Origin of the sequence: Catenovulum sediminis (assembly GCF_007289895.1) — a bacterium.
Classification (GTDB): domain Bacteria; phylum Pseudomonadota; class Gammaproteobacteria; order Enterobacterales; family Alteromonadaceae; genus Catenovulum; species Catenovulum sediminis.
In genome coordinates this window covers 282,617-305,932 of record NZ_CP041660.1, presented here as the reverse complement: position 1 = coordinate 305,932, position 23,316 = coordinate 282,617, and the positions used below count along the sequence as shown (strand labels likewise).

General features: G+C 45.2%; 1 protein-coding gene. It reads left to right on the top strand.

Annotated features, from left to right (window positions below; translation table 11 throughout):
* Positions 1 to 126: 126 nt before the first annotated feature.
* Positions 127 to 23,298: an immunoglobulin-like domain-containing protein gene (locus tag FNT16_RS01165; protein ID WP_143869826.1), complete on the top strand. Its 23,172-nt coding sequence runs from the start codon at positions 127 to 129 to the stop codon at positions 23,296 to 23,298.
* Positions 23,299 to 23,316: the final 18 nt, after the last annotated feature.

The window sequence follows — 23,316 nt, the reverse complement described above, 5'->3', positions numbered from 1 at the left end:
TATAGGTTTAAGTGGCATATAAATGACGTATTATAGTTTAAAAAAAATTATGCCTAAGCTAGACTCAATATCATATCTTAACTGATATTTGTGTCAGTTTTGGCGGCTGAGATTTTGGGGTAATAAATGGCTAGCGAAGTAGTATTAAAAGATTCAGGAAGGGTTTCTGATATTCAAGGCGTTGTTTATAAATCTGTCAATGGTGAGCTTATTCCTGTTGCAGTAGGTGAATCTTTGGTCGCTGGGCAAATTTTGGTATTAGAAGCCGGTGCTAAAATTAAATTTATTAAACCTAATGGTGAAGAAGAAGAAATAGTCGCATCTGATAGTTCTGAACAAGTCATTCAAGTTGATGGCGAGGTAGTAGAACAAGGAGATGAACAAGATACGACAGGGGATGAAATTGAACAAATTCAACAAGCGGTTGAAGAAGGGGATTTAAGCCAAGTAGCAGCGACGGCAGCAGGGGGCAGTAACAGCTCCGAAGGTGGCGCGTCAGTGACATCAATTGAGAGGAACGACCAGCAAACAATTGCTAATGCAGGTTTTTCTACCGGTTCTAATCAGTCAAATACACAACAAGAGTTTACTTTTACTCCACCACAGCCAGTTTCTGAATTCTTGCTGGACTCAACAGCACCGAGTGGTGCTTTTGATGATTTAGTTACCAATACCCTGACACCTACTTTGACAGGCACGGTAGATGATGCTTCCGCAACCATTACCGCGACTGTTAATGGACAGCCTGTTAATGTTTTAAATAATGGTGATGGTACATTTAGCTTCGAATCTGGCTTTTCTTTGCAAGAAGGTAATAATCAAATAGAGGTGACTTTTACTGATGCCAGTGGTAACCAATCCAGTATAACTGCTTCTATTACTGCAGATACAGTTGTACCTACCGGTACTGTCAATGATCAAGTAACGGATGATGTTACACCTGAAATAACAGGGACAGTCGATGATCCCGAAGCTTTAGTTGTGGTTTCTATTAATGGCCAACAATTTCAAGCTGTTAATAACGGGGATGGCAGTTGGACGTTAGCTGATAACCAAGTCGCTGAGCTTGCCGAACAGGGACATGTTGTTACAGCTGAGTTTTTTGACTTAGCGGGTAATTCCAGTAGTGCTTCAGGCACCGTCACAGTTGAAATTAACGAAGCGCCGGAGATTGAACTTAGAACGAACAATATTTCTGAAAATAATAGTTTTGCAGGGCAAGTCATTGCAAATATTTCGGTATCAGATCCGGATGGTGATTTTGTTACTGTCAGTTTATTAAATAACGAATTAGGTTATTTTACGATTCAAGGAAATCAGGTTGTATTAACCCAGGTTGGTGTTGATGCAATTCAAAATGATGAGTTAAACTTAACAAGCCTTAATTTAACAGTCAGTGCAACTGATGGTGAATTGACATCGAAAAGTGAGGCCGTTGTGTTGGTCGCTCGAGGTGACAATGCCGCAGTTTTGTCTGTTGATATGAGTGGCGAGCTCTCGGAAGCCGGTGGCGCTATTACTTATACCGCGTCGTTATCTCAAGCCAGCCAAGCAGACATCACAGTTACCTTGGATGGCGGTGAAACAATTGTTATCGGCGCGGGGCAATTAACCTCTTCAATTACAGTACCTGTCGCAGCAGATAATAATGTTTATGTAGACCAGCGCGTTATAGAAAACTCTATTCAAAGTGTTACGGGTGGCAGTTTTGATAATTTGGTGGTTGATTCTGCGCCTATGTCGTTGAATGTAGCGGATACGATTGATGAGACCGTTATTTCGTTACAGGCAACTGATTCGCTTACTGAAAGTGGCGGAGAAATTGTTTATACAGCAACTTTATCAAACCCAGCACAAACTGATGTAATTGCGACATTGGCTAATGGCAGCCAGATCACGATAGCAGCAGGAAATACCAGTGGCTCAGTCACATTGAATGTTGCACCTGATGAAGATGTATACCTAGATAGTTTTGTTATTAGTAATTCAATAGTTGATGTTGTTGGTGGCAATTTTGAGCGACTTGTGACTGATTCAACATCAGCAACTACAGTGGTTCAGGATACAACTGACACCACTACTTTAAGGTTACAGGCAACAGAGAATGTGAACGAAGGTGGAGATATTCTTTACGTCGCAACTTTGTCCAATCCTGCTGAAACCGATGTTACGCTGAGCTTAACGACCGGTGAGTCAATCACTATTGTAGCCGGTGATACACAAGGTAGTGTTATTGTCTCAACACAAAATACACCCATTGCAGATGCAAAGACTATTCTATCGCAAATAGACATTGATTCAGTCACAGGTGGAAATTTTGAAAATTTAGACATCTCTACAGAAGCCGTTGCGACGGTCGTTTCTGATGTAGCAGATACGACAACATTAAGTTTATCAGCTAACTCTAGTGTGACTGAAGGCGCAGGTATTATCTACACGGCTACTTTGTCTTCACCAGCAGGATCAGAAGTCACTTTATCTCTGACAAATGGCACAACTATTGTTATTCCAGCGGGAGAAACTGAAAGTAGTGTTGTTGTTGAAACATCGAATGATGTTTATTTGGGTGAACAAGTAATAAATGTCGCAATTGATGCAGCCTCAGTCATTGGCGGAAACTTTGAAGATTTATCAATTGATAGCGATTTTGTTTCTACTCGAATTGTAGACGCTATTGATACTGTATCTTTGTCGTTAAATGCAACAGCGGCAGTGACAGAAGGTGAAAGCATTGAATATACAGCGACACTGAGCGAACCTGCACAGACAGATGTGACGTTTTCATTATCTAATGGTCAAGTGATGACGATTGCTGCCGGGTTGACGCAAGCTAGCATTACCCTTGATACACAAGATGATGTTTATCTTGATGCGGGAGAGATAACTGCTTCTATCATTGCTGATTCTGTATCTGGCGGTAATTTTGAAAATTTAGCCGTAGATACAAACACTGTGACAACAGTTGTATCGGATACCATTGATACTGTTTCTCTAAATTTAACTGCGACCGAAACGGTAGAGGCAGGCGGAAGCATTGTTTATACGGTTTCATTGAGTCATGCAGCGCGATCTGATTTTTCTGTTGAATTATCTAATGGCGAAATTGTGACGGTTGCGTCTGGAGCCCTTGAGGGTAGTGTAACTACTTCAGTCGACAGTGCGCAGTCAGAAGATGTTGTTGTAAATATTTTGGAAGACAGTTTAAGTGGCGGCTCTTTTGAGCAGGTTCAGGTTGCTAATGGTTCTGCAAGAACAGTGGTCAATGATTCGGTTGATACGGTTGAATTAAATTTATCTGCGACATCCAGTGTCTTTGAAGGCGGCACTATTATTTATACGGCCAGCTTAAATGCAGTCACTGATAGCGATATTACAGTTCAATTAACTAATGGGCAGTCTATCACTATTTTGGCAGGTCAAAGCTTTGGTGAAATAGCTGTTAATGTTGACGATGATGTGTATGTTGGTGCGGATGCTGTGACTGCGGGTATTGCACAATTAGAAGATCAAAGCTTCAACATTACCGGCGGCAATTTCGAGAACCTAGTGGTGGGTACTTCAAGTGCAACCACGACCGTTTCAGATTTTGACACTGATGTGACCCTGAATTTATCAGCCACTTCTAGCGTATTAGAAGGCGGTACTATTACTTATACCGCAACCTTAAGCCATGCAGCTGAAACTGACATGACCATTGGCTTAACCAATGGCCAAAATATTACGATTGCAGCGGGTAGCACATCAGGCACGGTTAATGTGACAGCTAGCGATGATGTCTATGTTGGCGCGGATGCGGTTACGGCTGGCATTGCACTGCTTGAAGATGAAAATTTTGATATCACAGGCGGCAATTTCGAGAACCTAGTGGTGGGTACTTCAAATGCAACCACGACCGTTTCAGATGTTGACACTGATGTGACCCTGAATTTATCAGCCACTTCCAGCGTATTAGAAGGCGGCACCATCACTTATACCGCAACCTTAAGCCATGCTGCCGAAACTGACATGACAATTGCTTTAACCAATGGCCAAAATATTACGATTGCAGCGGGTAGCACATCTGGCACAGTTAATGTGACCGCTAGCGATGATGTTTATATCGGCGCAGATGCGGTGACTGCAGGTATTGCACAATTAGAAGAAGGCTTCAACATTACCGGCGGTAATTTCGAGAATTTAGTTGTTGAAACCAGCTCGGTAACCACATCGGTATCTGATGTCGATACAGATGTCACCTTAAATCTATCAGCGACAAGCAGCGTATTAGAAGGCGGCACCATCACCTATACCGCAACCTTAAGCCATGCAGCCGAAACAGAAATGACGATTGGCTTAACTAATGGTCAAAGTATTACGATTGAGGCGGGTAGCACATCTGGTACGGTTAATGTGACTGCGGCAGATAATGTTTATATCGGCGCAGATGCGGTGACTGCAGGTATTGCACAGCTTGAAGATGAAAATTTTGATATCACAGGCGGTAACTTCGAAAATCTAGTAGTTGAAACCAGCTCGGTAACAACATCGGTATCTGATGCCGACACAGACGTCACCTTAAATCTATCAGCCACTTCTAGCGTATTGGAAGGCGGCACCATTACTTATACCGCAACCTTAAGCCATGCAGCTGAAACTGAAATGACGATTGGCTTAACCAATGGTCAAAGTATTAACATTGCAGCGGGTAGCACATCTGGCACAGTTAATGTGACAGCTAGCGACGATGTTTATATCGGCGCGGATGCTATTACAGCTTCAATAGCTGTTGACCAACAGCAGCAACCTGCGATCACAGGCGGTAATTTCGAAAACTTAGTGGTCGGCACCAGCTCGGTAACCACATCAGTATCCGATGTGGATACCGACGTCACCCTGAATCTATCGGCCACTTCCAGCGTATTGGAAGGCGGCACCATCACCTATACCGCGACTTTAAGTCATGCTGCCGAAACTGACATGACGATTGGTTTAACCAACGGTCAAAGCATTACGATTGCAGCGGGTAGCACTTCTGGCACGGTTAACGTTACGGCTAGCGATGATGTTTATATCGGTGCAGATGCGGTGACTGCAGGTATTGCACAATTAGAAGATCAAAGCTTCAATATTACCGGCGGCAATTTCGAGAACCTGGTGGTGGGTACTTCAAGTGCAACCACGACCGTTTCAGATGTCGATACAGACGTCACCTTAAATCTATCAGCCACTTCTAGCGTATTAGAAGGTGGCACCATTACTTATACCGCAACCTTAAGCCATGCGGCCGAAACTGACATGACGATTGGCTTAACCAATGGTCAAAGTATTACGATTGAAGCGGGTAGTACCTCTGGTACGGTTAATGTGACTGCTAGCGACGATGTTTATATCGGCGCAGATGCGATTACAGCTTCAATCGCTGTTGATCAACAGCAGCAACCTGCGATCACCGGCGGCAATTTCGAAAACCTAGTAGTTGAAACTAGCTCGGTAACCACGACCGTTTCGGATGTGGATACCGACGTCACCCTGAATCTATCGGCCACTTCCAGCGTATTGGAAGGCGGCACCATCACCTATACCGCGACTTTAAGTCATGCTGCCGAAACTGACATGACGATTGGTTTAACCAACGGTCAAAGCATTACGATTGCAGCGGGTAGCACTTCTGGCACGGTTAACGTTACGGCTAGCGATGATGTTTATATCGGTGCAGATGCGGTGACTGCAGGTATTGCACAATTAGAAGATCAAAGCTTCAATATTACCGGCGGCAACTTCGAGAATTTAGTTGTTGAAAACAGCTCTGTGACAACGACCGTTTCGGATGCCAATACCGATGTTAGCCTGAATTTATCGGCCACTTCCAGCGTATTAGAAGGCGGCACCATCTCCTATACCGCAACCTTAAGCCATGCAGCCGAAACTGAAATGACGATTGGCTTAACTAATGGTCAAAGCATAACGATTGCAGCGGGTAGTACCTCTGGTACGGTTAATGTGACAGCCAGCGATGATGTCTATGTCGGTGCAGATGCAGTTACTGCCGGCATCGCACTGCTTGAAGATGAAAATTTTGATATCACCGGCGGCAATTTCGAAAACCTAGTGGTGGGTACTTCAAGTGCAACCACGACAGTTTCAGATGTGGATACAGACGTCACCTTAAATCTATCAGCCACTTCTAGCGTATTGGAAGGCGGCACCATCTCCTATACCGCAACCTTAAGCCATGCTGCCGAAACTGACATGACAATTGCTTTAACCAATGGGCAAAATATTACGATTGCAGCGGGTAGCACATCTGGCACAGTTAATGTGACCGCTAGCGATGATGTTTATATCGGCGCAGATGCGGTGACTGCAGGTATTGCACAATTAGAAGAAGGCTTCAACATTACCGGCGGTAATTTCGAGAATTTAGTTGTTGAAACCAGCTCGGTAACCACGAGCGTTTCAGATTCCGATACAGACGTCACTTTAAATCTATCAGCCACTTCTAGCGTATTGGAAGGCGGCACCATTACTTATACCGCAACCTTAAGCCATGCCGCCGAAACTGACATGACAATTGGTTTAACCAATGGCCAAAGCATTACGATTGAGGCGGGTAGTACCTCTGGCACGGTTAACGTTACGGCTAGCGATGATGTGTATGTGGGCGCAGATGCAGTGACTGCAGGTATTGCACAATTAGAAGATCAAAGCTTCAATATTACCGGCGGCAATTTCGAGAACCTAGTGGTGGGTACTTCAAGTGCAACCACGACCGTTTCAGATGTCGACACTGCTGTGACCCTGAATTTATCGGCAACTTCTAGCGTATTAGAAGGCGGCACCATCTCCTATACCGCAACCTTAAGCCATGCTGCCGAAACTGAAATGACGATTGGCTTAACCAATGGTCAAAGTATTACGATTGCAGCGGGTAGCACATCTGGTACGGTTAATGTGACAGCTAGCGATGATGTGTATGTTGGTGCAGATGCGGTGACTGCGAGTATTGCCGTTGATCAACAGCAGCAACCTGCGATCACAGGCGGCAATTTTGAAAACCTAGTGGTGGGTACTTCAAGTGCAACCACGACCGTTTCGGATTCCGAAACAGACGTCACCTTAAATCTATCAGCCACTTCTAGCGTATTAGAAGGCGGCACCATCGCCTATACCGCAACTTTAAGCCATGCAGCCGAAACTGAAATGACAATTGCTTTAACCAATGGTCAAAGTATTACGATTGCAGCGGGTAGTACATCTGGTAGTGTTAATGTGACTGCTGCAGATGATGTTTATATCGGCGCGGATGCGGTGACTGCAGGTATTGCACTGCTTGAAGATGAAAATTTTGATATCACCGGCGGCAATTTCGAAAATCTAGTAGTTGAAACCAGCTCGGTAACCACGAGCGTTTCAGATTCCGATACAGACGTCACTTTAAATCTATCAGCCACTTCCAGCGTATTAGAAGGCGGCACCATTACTTATACCGCAACCTTAAGCCATGCCGCCGAAACTGACATGACAATTGGTTTAACCAATGGTCAAAGCATTACGATTGCAGCGGGTAGTACCTCTGGTACGGTTAATGTGACAGCTAGCGATGATGTGTATGTGGGCGCAGATGCGGTGACTGCGGGTATTGCGCAATCAGAAGAAGGTTTCAATATTACTGGCGGCAATTTCGAAAACTTGGTTATTGAAACTAGCTCTGTTACCACGACCGTTTCGGATGCCAATACCGATGTTAGCCTGAATTTATCGGCCACTTCCAGCGTATTAGAAGGCGGCACCATCACCTATACCGCGACTTTAAGCCATGCAGCCGAAACTGACATGACAATTGGTTTAACCAATGGTCAAAGTATTACGATTGAGGCGGGTAGTACTTCGGGTACGGTTAACGTTTCGGCTGGCGATGATGTTTATATCGGCGCAGATTCTGTGACTGCGAGTATTGCCGTTGATCAACAGCAGCAACCTGCGATCACAGGCGGCAATTTCGAAAACTTGGTTATTGAAACTAGCTCTGTTACCACGACCGTTTCAGATGTCGACACAGACGTCACCTTAAATTTATCAGCCACTTCTAGCGTATTAGAAGGCGGCATCATCACCTACACCGCAACCTTAAGCCATGCAGCTGAAACTGAAATGACGATTGCTTTAACCAATGGTCAAAGTATTACGATTGAGGCGGGTAGTACCTCTGGCACGGTTAACGTTACGGCTAGCGATGATGTGTATGTTGGTGCGGATGCTATAACAGCTTCAATCGCCGTTGATCAACAGCAGCAACCTGCGATCACAGGCGGCAATTTCGAAAACCTAGTCGTTGAAACTAGCTCGGTAACCACATCGGTATCTGATGCCGATACAGATGTCACCTTAAATCTATCAGCCACCACGAGCGTATTAGAAGGCGGCACCATCTCCTATACCGCAACCTTAAGCCATGCAGCCGAAACTGACATGACGATTGGCTTAACCAATGGTCAAAGCATTACGATTGAGGCGGGTAGCACCTCTGGTACGGTTAATGTGACGGCTAGCGATGATGTGTATGTTGGCGCCGATGCGGTGACTGCAGGTATTGCGCAATCAGAAGAAGGTTTTAATATTACTGGCGGCAATTTCGAGAACCTAGTGGTGGGTACTGCAAGTGTAACCACGAGCGTTTCAGATGCCGACACTGATGTGACCCTGAATTTATCGGCAACTTCTAGCGTACTAGAAGGTGGTACCATCTCCTATACCGCAACCTTAAGCCATGCTGCCGAAACTGAAATGACAATTGCTTTAACCAATGGTCAAAGCATTACGATTGAGGCGGGTAGCACATCTGGTACGGTTAATGTGACTGCTAGCGATGATGTTTATATCGGCGCAGATGCGGTGACTGCGGGTATTGTGCAATTAGAAGAAGGCTTCAATATTACAGGCGGCAATTTCGAAAACCTAGTCGTTGAAACTAGCTCGGTAACCACATCGGTATCTGATGCCGATACAGATGTCACCTTAAATCTATCAGCCACCACGAGCGTATTAGAAGGCGGCACCATCTCCTATACCGCAACCTTAAGTCATGCAGCTGAAACTGACATGACAATTGGTTTAACCAATGGTCAAAGTATTACGATTGAGGCGGGTAGCACATCTGGTACGGTTAATGTGACAGCTAGCGATGATGTTTATGTCGGTGCGGATGCGGTGACTACGGGTATTGCGCAATCAGAAGAAGGTTTTAATATTACCGGCGGCAATTTCGAAAACCTAGTGGTGGGTACTTCAAGTGCAACCACGACCGTTTCAGATGTTGACACTGATGTGACCCTGAATTTATCGGCAACTTCTAGCGTGTTAGAAGGCGGTACTATTACTTATACCGCAACCTTAAGCCATGCTGCCGAAACGGAAATGACAATTGCGTTAACCAATGGGCAAAGCATTACGATTGAGGCGGGTAGCACATCTGGTACGGTTAATGTGACAGCTAGCGATGATGTGTATGTCGGTGCAGATGCGGTGACTGCAGGTATTGCACAATTAGAAGATCAAAGCTTCAACATTACCGGCGGAAATTTCGAGAATTTAGTTGTCGGTACTTCAAGTGCAACCACGAGCGTTTCAGATGTTGACACTGATGTGACCCTGAATCTATCAGCCACTTCTAGCGTATTAGAAGGCGGTATTATTACTTATACCGCAACCTTAAGCCATGCAGCTGAAACTGACATGACCATTGGCTTAACCAATGGCCAAAATATTACGATTGCAGCGGGTAGCACATCAGGCACGGTTAATGTGACAGCTAGCGATGATGTCTATGTTGGCGCGGATGCGGTGACTGCAGGTATTGCAGTGCTTGAAGATGAAAATTTTGATATCACGGGCGGCAATTTCGAAAACCTAGTGGTGGGTATTTCAAGTACAACCACGACCGTTTCAGATGCCGACACAGACGTCACCTTAAATTTATCAGCCACCACGAGCGTATTAGAAGGCGGCACTATTACCTATACTGCAACCTTAAGCCATGCAGCTGAAACTGAAATGACGATTGGCTTAACCAACGGTCAAAGCATAACGATTGCAGCGGGTAGTACTTCGGGTACGGTTAATGTGACGGCTAGCGATGATGTGTATGTTGGCGCCGATGCGGTGACTGCAGGTATTGCGCAATCAGAAGAAGGTTTTAATATTACTGGCGGCAATTTCGAGAACCTAGTGGTGGGTACTGCAAGTGTAACCACGAGCGTTTCAGATGCCGACACTGATGTGACCCTGAATTTATCGGCAACTTCTAGCGTACTAGAAGGTGGTACCATCTCCTATACCGCAACCTTAAGCCATGCTGCCGAAACTGAAATGACGATTGGTTTAACCAATGGTCAAAGGATAACGATTGCAGCGGGTAGCACATCTGGTACGGTTAACGTAACCGCTGCAGATGATGTGTATGTTGGCGCAGATGCGGTGACTGCAGGTATTGCACAATTAGAAGATCAAAGCTTCAACATTACCGGCGGCAATTTCGAGAATTTGGTTGTTGAAACCAGCTCGGTAACCACATCGGTATCTGATGTCGATACAGACGTCACCCTGAATTTATCGGCCACTTCTAGCGTATTAGAAGGTGGTATTATTACTTATACCGCAACCTTAAGTCATGCAGCTGAAACTGACATGACAATTGGTTTAACCAATGGTCAAAGTATTACGATTGAGGCGGGTAGCACATCTGGTACGGTTAATGTGACAGCTAGCGATGATGTTTATGTCGGTGCGGATGCGGTGACTACGGGTATTGCGCAATCAGAAGAAGGTTTTAATATTACCGGCGGCAATTTCGAAAACCTAGTGGTGGGTACTTCAAGTGCAACCACGAGCGTTTCAGATGTTGACACTGATGTGACCCTGAATTTATCGGCAACTTCTAGCGTGTTAGAAGGCGGTACTATTACTTATACCGCAACCTTAAGCCATGCTGCCGAAACGGAAATGACAATTGCGTTAACCAATGGGCAAAGCATTACGATTGAGGCGGGTAGCACATCTGGTACGGTTAATGTGACAGCTAGCGATGATGTGTATGTCGGTGCAGATGCGGTGACTGCAGGTATTGCACAATTAGAAGATCAAAGCTTCAACATTACCGGCGGAAATTTCGAGAATTTAGTTGTCGGTACTTCAAGTGCAACCACGAGCGTTTCAGATGTTGACACTGATGTGACCCTGAATCTATCAGCCACTTCTAGCGTATTAGAAGGCGGTACTATTACTTATACCGCAACCTTAAGCCATGCAGCTGAAACTGAAATGACGATTGGTTTAACCAATGGTCAAAGCATTACGATTGAGGCGGGTAGCACATCTGGTACGGTTAATGTGACTGCTAGCGATGATGTCTATATCGGCGCAGATGCGGTGACTGCGGGTATTGTGCAATCAGAAGAAGGTTTCAATATTACAGGCGGCAATTTCGAAAACCTAGTCGTTGAAACTAGCTCGGTAACCACATCGGTATCTGATGCCGATACAGATGTCACCTTAAATCTATCAGCCACCACGAGCGTATTAGAAGGCGGCACCATCTCCTATACCGCAACCTTAAGCCATGCAGCCGAAACAGAAATGACGATTGCTTTAACCAATGGTCAAAGCATAACGATTGCAGCGGGTAGCACATCTGGTACGGTTAACGTAACCGCGGCAGATGATGTCTATGTTGGCGCAGATGCGGTGACTGCGGGTATTGTGCAATCAGAAGAAGGTTTCAATATTACAGGCGGAAATTTCGAGAATTTAGTTGTTGGCACCAGCTCTGTGACAACAACCGTATCTGATGCTGACACTGATGTGACCCTGAATCTATCGGCCACTTCTAGCGTATTGGAAGGCGGCACCATCTCCTATACCGCAACCTTAAGCCATGCAGCTGAAACTGACATGACAATTGGTTTAACCAATGGCCAAAGCATTACGATTGAGGCGGGTAGTACTTCTGGCACGGTTAACGTTACGGCTAGCGATGATGTGTATGTTGGTGCGGATGCTATAACAGCTTCAATCGCCGTTGATCAACAGCAGCAACCTGCGATCACAGGCGGCAACTTCGAAAACCTAGTGGTGGGTACTTCAAGTGCAACCACGACCGTTTCAGATGTCGATACAGACGTCACCTTAAATCTATCAGCCACTTCCAGCGTATTAGAAGGCGGCACCATCTCCTATACCGCAACCTTAAGCCATGCAGCTGAAACTGACATGACAATTGGTTTAACCAATGGCCAAAGCATTACGATTGAGGCGGGTAGTACTTCTGGCACGGTTAACGTTACGGCTAGCGATGATGTGTATGTTGGTGCGGATGCTATAACAGCTTCAATCGCCGTTGATCAACAGCAGCAACCTGCGATCACTGGCGGCAACTTCGAAAACCTAGTGGTGGGTACTTCAAGTGCAACCACGACCGTTTCAGATGCCGACACTGATGTGACCCTGAATTTATCAGCGACAAGCAGCGTATTAGAAGGCGGTACTATTACTTATACCGCAACCTTAAGCCATGCAGCCGAAACTGACATGACGATTGCTTTAACCAATGGCCAAAATATTACGATTGCAGCGGGTAGCACATCTGGCACAGTTAATGTGACAGCCAGCGATGATGTTTATATCGGCGCAGATGCTATTACAGCTTCAATCGCTGTTGATCAACAACAGCAACCTGCGATCACAGGCGGCAACTTCGAAAACCTAGTGGTGGGTACTTCAAGTGTAACCACGACCGTTTCAGATGCCGACACAGACGTCACCTTAAATTTATCAGCGACAAGCAGCGTACTAGAAGGCGGTATTATTACTTATACCGCAACCTTAAGTCATGCAGCCGAAACTGAAATGACGATTGCTTTAACTAATGGCCAAAGCATTACGATTGCTGCGGGTAGTACCTCTGGTACGGTTAATGTGACAGCTAGCGATGATGTTTATATCGGCGCAGATGCGGTCACTGCAGCTATCGCACAATTAGAAGATCAAAGCTTCAATATTACCGGCGGTAATTTCGAAAACTTGGTTATTGAAACTAGCTCGGTAACCACGACAGTTTCGGATGCCGACACTGATGTGACCTTGAATCTATCGGCCACTTCTAGCGTATTGGAAGGCGGCACCATCTCCTATACCGCAACCTTAAGCCATGCAGCCGAAACTGACATGACGATTGGTTTAACCAATGGTCAAAGTATTACGATTGAGGCGGGTAGTACTTCGGGTACGGTTAACGTTTCGGCTGGCGATGATGTTTATATCGGCGCAGATTCTGTGACTGCGAGTATTGCCGTTGATCAACAGCAGCAACCTGCGATCACAGGCGGCAATTTCGAAAACTTGGTTATTGAAACTAGCTCTGTTACCACGACCGTTTCAGATGTCGACACAGACGTCACCTTAAATTTATCAGCCACTTCTAGCGTATTAGAAGGCGGCATCATCACCTACACCGCAACCTTAAGCCATGCAGCTGAAACTGAAATGACGATTGCTTTAACCAATGGTCAAAGTATTACGATTGAGGCGGGTAGTACCTCTGGCACGGTTAACGTTACGGCTAGCGATGATGTGTATGTTGGTGCGGATGCTATAACAGCTTCAATCGCCGTTGATCAACAGCAGCAACCTGCGATCACAGGCGGCAATTTCGAAAACCTAGTAGTTGAAACCAGCTCGGTAACAACATCGGTATCTGATGCCGACACAGACGTCACCTTAAATTTATCAGCGACAAGCAGCGTACTAGAAGGCGGTATTATTACTTATACCGCAACCTTAAGTCATGCAGCCGAAACTGACATGACAATTGCTTTAACTAATGGCCAAAGCATTACGATTGCAGCGGGTAGTGCCTCTGGCGCAGTTAATGTGACAGCTAGCGATGATGCGTATGTTGGCGCGGATGCGGTTACGGCTGGCATTGCACTGCTTGAAGATGAAAATTTTGATATCACAGGCGGCAATTTCGAGAACCTAGTGGTGGGTACTTCAAATGCAACCACGACCGTTTCAGATGTTGACACTGATGTGACCCTGAATTTATCAGCCACTTCTAGCGTATTGGAAGGCGGTACTATTACTTATACCGCAACCTTAAGCCATGCAGCCGAAACTGAAATGACAATTGGTTTAACCAATGGTCAAAGTATTACGATTGCAGCGGGTAGTACCTCAGGTACGGTTAATGTTACGGCTGGTGATGATGTTTATATCGGCGCTGATGCGATTACGGCTTCAATAGCTGTTGATCAACAGCAGCAACCTGCGATCACAGGCGGCAACTTCGAAAACCTAGTGGTGGGTACTTCAAGTGCAACCACGACCGTTTCAGATGTTGACACTGATGTGACCCTGAATTTATCAGCCACTTCCAGCGTATTAGAAGGCGGCACCATCACTTATACCGCAACCTTAAGCCATGCTGCCGAAACTGACATGACAATTGCTTTAACCAATGGCCAAAATATTACGATTGCAGCGGGTAGCACATCTGGCACAGTTAATGTGACCGCTAGCGATGATGTTTATATCGGCGCAGATGCGGTGACTGCAGGTATTGCACAATTAGAAGAAGGCTTCAACATTACCGGCGGCAATTTCGAAAACCTAGTAGTTGAAACCAGCTCGGTAACAACATCGGTATCTGATGCCGACACAGACGTCACCTTAAATTTATCAGCGACAAGCAGCGTACTAGAAGGCGGTATTATTACTTATACCGCAACCTTAAGTCATGCAGCCGAAACTGACATGACAATTGCTTTAACTAATGGCCAAAGCATTACGATTGCAGCGGGTAGTGCCTCTGGCGCAGTTAATGTGACAGCTAGCGATGATGCGTATGTTGGCGCGGATGCGGTTACGGCTGGCATTGCACTGCTTGAAGATGAAAATTTTGATATCACAGGCGGCAATTTCGAGAACCTAGTGGTGGGTACTTCAAATGCAACCACGACCGTTTCAGATGTTGACACTGATGTGACCCTGAATTTATCAGCCACTTCTAGCGTATTGGAAGGCGGTACTATTACTTATACCGCAACCTTAAGCCATGCAGCCGAAACTGAAATGACAATTGGTTTAACCAATGGTCAAAGTATTACGATTGCAGCGGGTAGTACCTCAGGTACGGTTAATGTTACGGCTGGTGATGATGTTTATATCGGCGCTGATGCGATTACGGCTTCAATAGCTGTTGATCAACAGCAGCAACCTGCGATCACAGGCGGCAACTTCGAAAACCTAGTGGTGGGTACTTCAAGTGCAACCACGACCGTTTCAGATGTTGACACTGATGTGACCCTGAATTTATCAGCCACTTCCAGCGTATTAGAAGGCGGCACCATCACTTATACCGCAACCTTAAGCCATGCTGCCGAAACTGACATGACAATTGCTTTAACCAATGGCCAAAATATTACGATTGCAGCGGGTAGCACATCTGGCACAGTTAATGTGACCGCTAGCGATGATGTTTATATCGGCGCAGATGCGGTGACTGCAGGTATTGCACAATTAGAAGAAGGCTTCAACATTACCGGCGGTAATTTCGAGAATTTAGTTGTTGAAACCAGCTCTGCAACCACATCAGTATCTGATGTTGACACAGACGTCACCTTAAATTTATCAGCGACAAGCAGCGTACTAGAAGGCGGTATTATTACTTATACCGCAACCTTAAGTCATGCAGCCGAAACTGACATGACAATTGCTTTAACTAATGGCCAAAGCATTACGATTGCAGCGGGTAGTGCCTCTGGCGCAGTTAATGTGACAGCTAGCGATGATGCGTATGTTGGCGCGGATGCGGTTACGGCTGGCATTGCACTGCTTGAAGATGAAAATTTTGATATCACAGGCGGCAATTTCGAAAACCTAGTCGTTGAAACTAGCTCGGTATCCACATCGGTATCTGATGCCGATACAGATGTTACCCTGAATTTATCGGCCACTTCCAGCGTATTAGAAGGCGGCACCATCACCTATACCGCAACCTTAAGTCATGCAGCCGAAACTGAAATGACAATTGGTTTAACCAATGGTCAAAGTATTACGATTGCAGCGGGTAGTACCTCAGGCACGGTTAATGTGACAGCTAGCGATGATGTCTATGTTGGCGCGGATGCGGTTACGGCTGGCATTGCACTGCTTGAAGATGAAAATTTTGATATCACAGGCGGCAATTTCGAGAACCTAGTGGTGGGTACTTCAAATGCAACCACGACCGTTTCAGATGTTGACACTGATGTGACCCTGAATTTATCAGCCACTTCTAGCGTATTGGAAGGCGGTACTATTACTTATACCGCAACCTTAAGCCATGCTGCCGAAACTGACATGACAATTGCTTTAACCAATGGGCAAAATATTACGATTGCAGCGGGTAGCACATCTGGCACAGTTAATGTGACCGCTAGCGATGATGTTTATATCGGCGCAGATGCGGTGACTGCAGGTATTGCACAATTAGAAGAAGGCTTCAACATTACCGGCGGTAATTTCGAGAATTTAGTTGTTGAAACCAGCTCTGCAACCACATCAGTATCTGATGTTGACACAGACGTCACCTTAAATTTATCAGCGACAAGCAGCGTACTAGAAGGCGGTATTATTACTTATACCGCAACCTTAAGTCATGCAGCCGAAACTGACATGACAATTGCTTTAACTAATGGCCAAAGCATTACGATTGCAGCGGGTAGTGCCTCTGGCGCAGTTAATGTGACAGCTAGCGATGATGCGTATGTTGGCGCGGATGCGGTTACGGCTGGCATTGCACTGCTTGAAGATGAAAATTTTGATATCACAGGCGGCAATTTCGAAAACCTAGTCGTTGAAACTAGCTCGGTATCCACATCGGTATCTGATGCCGATACAGATGTTACCCTGAATTTATCGGCCACTTCCAGCGTATTAGAAGGCGGCACCATCACCTATACCGCAACCTTAAGTCATGCAGCCGAAACTGAAATGACAATTGGTTTAACCAATGGTCAAAGTATTACGATTGCAGCGGGTAGTACCTCAGGTACGGTTAATGTTACGGCTGGTGATGATGTTTATATCGGCGCTGATGCGATTACGGCTTCAATAGCTGTTGATCAACAGCAGCAACCTGCGATCACAGGCGGCAACTTCGAAAACCTAGTGGTGGGTACTTCAAGTGCAACCACGACCGTTTCAGATGTTGACACTGATGTGACCCTGAATTTATCAGCCACTTCCAGCGTATTAGAAGGCGGCACCATCACTTATACCGCAACCTTAAGCCATGCTGCCGAAACTGACATGACAATTGCTTTAACCAATGGCCAAAATATTACGATTGCAGCGGGTAGCACATCAGGCACGGTTAATGTGACAGCTAGCGATGATGTCTATGTAGGCGCGGATGCGGTTACGGCTGGCATTGCACTGCTTGAAGATGAAAATTTTGATATCACAGGCGGCAATTTCGAGAACCTAGTGGTGGGTACTTCAAATGCAACCACGACCGTTTCAGATGTTGACACTGATGTGACCCTGAATTTATCAGCCACTTCTAGCGTATTGGAAGGCGGTACTATTACTTATACCGCAACCTTAAGCCATGCAGCCGAGACTGACATGACGATTGCTTTAACCAATGGCCAAAATATTACGATTGCAGCGGGTAGCACATCTGGCACAGTTAATGTGACCGCTAGCGATGATGTTTATATCGGCGCAGATGCGGTGACTGCAGGTATTGCACAATTAGAAGAAGGCTTCAACATTACCGGCGGTAATTTCGAGAATTTAGTTGTTGAAACCAGCTCTGCAACCACATCAGTATCTGATGTTGACACAGACGTCACCTTAAATTTATCAGCGACAAGCAGCGTACTAGAAGGCGGTATTATTACTTATACCGCAACCTTAAGTCATGCAGCCGAAACTGACATGACAATTGCTTTAACCAATGGTCAAAGTATTACGATTGAGGCGGGTAGCACATCAGGCACGGTTAATGTGACAGCTAGCGATGATGTGTATGTTGGTGCGGATGCGGTCACTGCAGGTATTGCACAATTAGAAGATCAAAGCTTCAATATTACCGGCGGCAATTTCGAAAACTTGGTTGTTGGCACCAGCTCAGTAACCACATCTGTATCTGATGCCGACACAGACGTCACTTTAAATCTATCAGCCACTTCTAGCGTATTGGAAGGCGGCACCATCTCCTATACCGCAACCTTAAGCCATGCCGCCGAAACTGACATGACGATTGGCTTAACCAATGGTCAAAGCATTACGATTGCAGCGGGTAGTACCTCTGGTGCGGTTAATGTGACAGCCAGCGATGATGTGTATGTTGGTGCGGATGCGGTGACTGCGGGTATTGCGCAATTAGAAGAAGGCTTCAACATTACCGGCGGTAATTTCGAGAATTTAGTTGTTGAAACCAGCTCAGTAACCACATCGGTTTCTGATGCCGACACAGACGTTACCCTGAATCTATCGGCGACATCTAGCGTATTAGAAGGCGGCACCATCTCCTATACCGCAACCTTAAGCCATGCAGCCGAAACTGACATGACGATTGCTTTAACCAATGGTCAAAGTATTACGATTGAGGCGGGTAGCACATCAGGCACGGTTAATGTGACAGCTAGCGATGATGTGTATGTTGGTGCGGATGCGGTCACTGCAGGTATTGCACAATTAGAAGATCAAAGCTTCAATATTACCGGCGGCAATTTCGAAAACTTGGTTGTTGGCACCAGCTCAGTAACCACATCTGTATCTGATGCCGACACAGACGTCACTTTAAATCTATCAGCCACTTCTAGCGTATTGGAAGGCGGCACCATCTCCTATACCGCAACCTTAAGCCATGCCGCCGAAACTGACATGACGATTGGCTTAACCAATGGTCAAAGCATTACGATTGCAGCGGGTAGTACCTCTGGTGCGGTTAATGTGACAGCCAGCGATGATGTTTATATCGGCGCAGATGCGGTCACTGCAGGTATTGCACAATTAGAAGATCAAAGCTTCAATATTACCGGCGGCAATTTCGAGAATTTAGTTGTTGAAACCAGCTCGGTAACCACATCGGTATCTGATGTCGATACAGACGTCACCTTAAATCTATCAGCGACATCTAGCGTATCGGAAGGCGGTACCATTACTTATACCGCAGTGCTCAGCCATGCCGCCGAAACTGAAATGACGATTGGTTTAACCAATGGTCAAAGCATAACGATTGCAGCGGGTAGCACATCTGGTACGGTTAATGTGACAGCTAGCGATGATGTCTATGTCGGTGCGGATGCGGTGACTGCAGGTATCGCACAATTAGAAGATCAAAGCTTCAATATCACCGGCGGCAATTTCGAGAATTTGGTTGTTGAAACCAGCTCGGTAATCACATCGGTATCTGATGTCGATACAGACGTCACCTTAAATTTATCTGCTACCACGAGCGTATTAGAAGGCGGTACTATTACTTATACCGCAACCTTAAGTCATGCTGCCGAAACGGAAATGACGATTGCTTTAACCAATGGTCAAAGTATTACGATTGAAGCGGGTAGTACATCTGGCACTATTAACGTTACGGCTGGCGACGATGTTTATATCGGCGCGGATGCGGTGACTGCGGGTATTGCACAATTAGAAGATCAAAGCTTCAATATTACCGGCGGTAATTTCGAAAACTTAGTAGTTGAAACTAGCTCGGTAACCACGACCGTTTCAGATGCCGACACAGACGTCACCTTAAATCTATCAGCCACTTCCAGCGTATTGGAAGGTGGCTCCATCACTTATACCGCAACTTTAAGCCATGCTGCCGAAACTGAAATGACGATTGGCTTAACCAATGGGCAAAGTATTACGATTGAGGCGGGTAGCACATCTGGTACGGTTAATGTGACAGCTAGCGATGATGTGTATGTTGGCGCAGATGCGGTGACTGCAGGTATTGCGCAATCAGAAGAAGGTTTCAATATCACAGGCGGCAATTTCGAAAACTTGGTTATTGAAACTAGCTCTGTGACCACGACCGTTTCAGATGTGGATACCGATGTTACCCTGAATCTATCAGCCACTTCTAGCGTATTGGAAGGCGGCACCATCTCCTATACCGCAACCTTAAGCCATGCTGCTGAAACTGACATGACAATTGGTTTAACCAATGGTCAAAGTATTACGATTGAGGCGGGTAGTACATCTGGCACTATTAACGTTACGGCTGGCGACGATGTTTATATCGGCGCGGATGCGGTGACTGCGGGTATTGCACAATTAGAAGATCAAAGCTTCAATATTACTGGCGGTAACTTCGAAAACCTAGTGGTCGGCTCCAGCTCTGTTACCACGACAGTAACTGATGATCAAGATGTGACTCAATTGACGCTTAAAGTAGATACTGGAAACTTTGCACAAGGCAATATTACACTGACGCTAACCCTTGATAATGCACCAGAAAGTGACTTGAATTTAACATTAACCAATGGTGCGCAAGTGACAATTTCTGCTGGTGAAACAGAAAAAGAAATTAATATATCTGTACCGTTAATTAATCAAGGAAACACCTTTAATATAGGCGTGCAAAGCTACACCGGTGGTAATTACGAGTCACTCACATTGCCGGAAACAATTCAAGTAGAATTACCACAAGGCCCAGATATTAACGTAAACGATGAAAATAGCGAAGATGTCGGTCACATCACGGTTAACGAGCAAGGGTTAACCGATCAAAGTAACAGTCAAATTGCAACGGGCACCTTTACAATATCATCCGAAGCTGCGTTATCGAGTCTGTCTGTTGCTGGCACAAACGTCAGTGCCGCTCAGTTAGCTTCAGTATTAATTCAGCCGATAGTTATAGAAACAGATAACGGGCAAATAACATTAAACTCATACAACGCTTTAACCGGTGAAGTGGGTTATAGTTATCAACTTAACAACGCTGTTGATCATGGTAATGGGAGCAGTATCACTGAAAGCATAAGCATTCAAGTAACAAACTCATTGTTGCAAACTGCGAATGAAACTTTAAATGTGAATATTGTTGACGACACACCAAGCTTAACAATCAGCCAGCCAGCAATATCTAAATTTGAGTTATTGGATCACAATATCGTAATTGTGCTGGATATCTCAGGTTCGATGGATGACGCATTCGATGGTACAACGGGCCTCGCAGCCTCTATAGACGGTATCGAACAATTATTAAATACCTACTCAGCGATGGGAAATGTATCAGTAAAACTAATCCCATTCTCATCAAATGCGACAGAGCAAGGTTGGACAAACACAGAGTCTGCAATTAATTCATTAAACAATTTAAATGCTTCGGGCGTCACAGACTATGATGATCCGTTAAAAGCCTTGGTAGATGGTTACTCAGTGCCGCAAGAAGCCCCAACAAAAGTGTACTTTATATCGGATGGTAATCCGTATGGTTCGGGTGAAGGTCAAGATAATATTTCAGCTATAACAAACTACCAAGCGACTTGGAAGAATTTTATAGAAGAAAACAATATTGATGTTGAAGTGATCGGTATAGGTAACTCGGTCACTTACGAATATCTCAATATGGTTGGAGCGCCAACGCAAACGATAAAAGATGAAAGTGGTAATTTTGTTGCAGCAGATAACGTGGTATCAGTGACTACAGCGATAGGACTGGCTCAGGCCATGCTTGCAACAATTACAAGTGGTTCATCGGGTGCGGTGCAGGCTTCTCAAGGCAATATTGGAGTAATAGATTATGGTGCAGACAGCCCAGGTGAAATTGAATCAATAACGGTTGATGGGGTTGAATATACAGCTACACATGCCGACGTAGAAAACAGCGTATTAGAAGTAGATACTCAAAATGGCGGAACATTAACTTTTAATTTCGCAACCGGCAATTACGACTACCAAGTGCCATTTACGAACAAAGAAAATGCAAATGCAGAAAACCCAGCATGGAGCAAAATATCGATACAAAACCAAGGCACTGAATGGCTGTTAACTGAAAGCTTTACCATAAAAGTCGCAGACGCAGATGGTGATAGCGTTTCATCAGATTTAATTGTTAGAACTCAATTCCCGGCGACATCGGCTGAATCTGTGCCTGAAGCGCTTGACGATACGACATCTATTAATGAGTTAAACGGAACACTAGCCAGTGATATAAGCCAAATACAAGTTGCTGGTAATGTTCTGGACAATGATGACATAAGCTTTGATGTTAGTCAGCCAGTAGCCGGAGTTAAGCAAGGTGTAGGTGTTGTCCAAGAAGGAAACGTCGGAACTAATATCACAGGTTTGTATGGTTCTTTAGTGATGAATGCAAATGGTACATACAATTACGTACTAGACAATTCAAATGCCGCGGTTCAGGCATTGAATAATGGCGAAAAGTTAGTAGAAACATTTACCTATCTTATTAAAGATAACGACGGGGATGTTTCTACCGCGACACTCAGTATCGATATCAATGGTAAAACGGATACATTGCCTGAACTGACAGGTCAACCTGTGTATGGTTTTGGCGGTGACGACATCATTGCGGTCGCGTGGTGGGGATATACTGTTACTCAAGCTGGATCGTATAAAGATCCAGCCGATGCAGATGCATTGAATGGGTTACACACTTTCAATGCGACAGAGTTGCAAAATGCAGGGTTTGATTTTTACAGTGGTATAGGCCAAGTTACAGCTGCAGGTTACACCGCATACAATGCAGCAGAAGGTGCTGTACTGGTTGGTGGTAAAGGTGCAGATCAAATAACCGGTGGTAGTGGTGATGATATCATTATAGGTGGTAGCAATGGTAATGGCGATTCATCATTAGCAGGTAGTCTTTACAACGGCGACTATATGACGGGTGGCAGTGGAAGCGATATGTTTGTGTGGCTGGCTGGCGATGACCAAGAACTGGGTTTCTCAAACATAAGCAATAATCCAACTGTAGCAACCGACTATATCTCTGATTTCGAAGTGACAGAACGTGCGATAACAGGGGAAGTGAACCAACAAGGAGATGTACTGGATTTATCAGACTTGTTAGAAGGTGAAAATGATAGCAATCTGGATGCATATCTGAATTTCGAAGTGGTCGATGGTGATACTGTTATCTCAGTGTCAAAAGAGGGTGAATTCGCCGAAGATGAAAACGACGAAAATAAAACAGATATGAAAATCGTGTTGGAAAATACAGATCTCAGTGCAGGTACCACTGGTACAGATGCAGACATCATCCGCAAATTGATGGAAGATAATCAATTAAATACGGACAACTAATAAAATCGGGCTAACACA

Coding starts and splice junctions, on each gene's coding strand:
- FNT16_RS01165 (WP_143869826.1), top strand. CDS start 127: ATGGCTAGCGAAGTAGTATTAAAAGATTCAGGAAGGGTTTCTGATATT.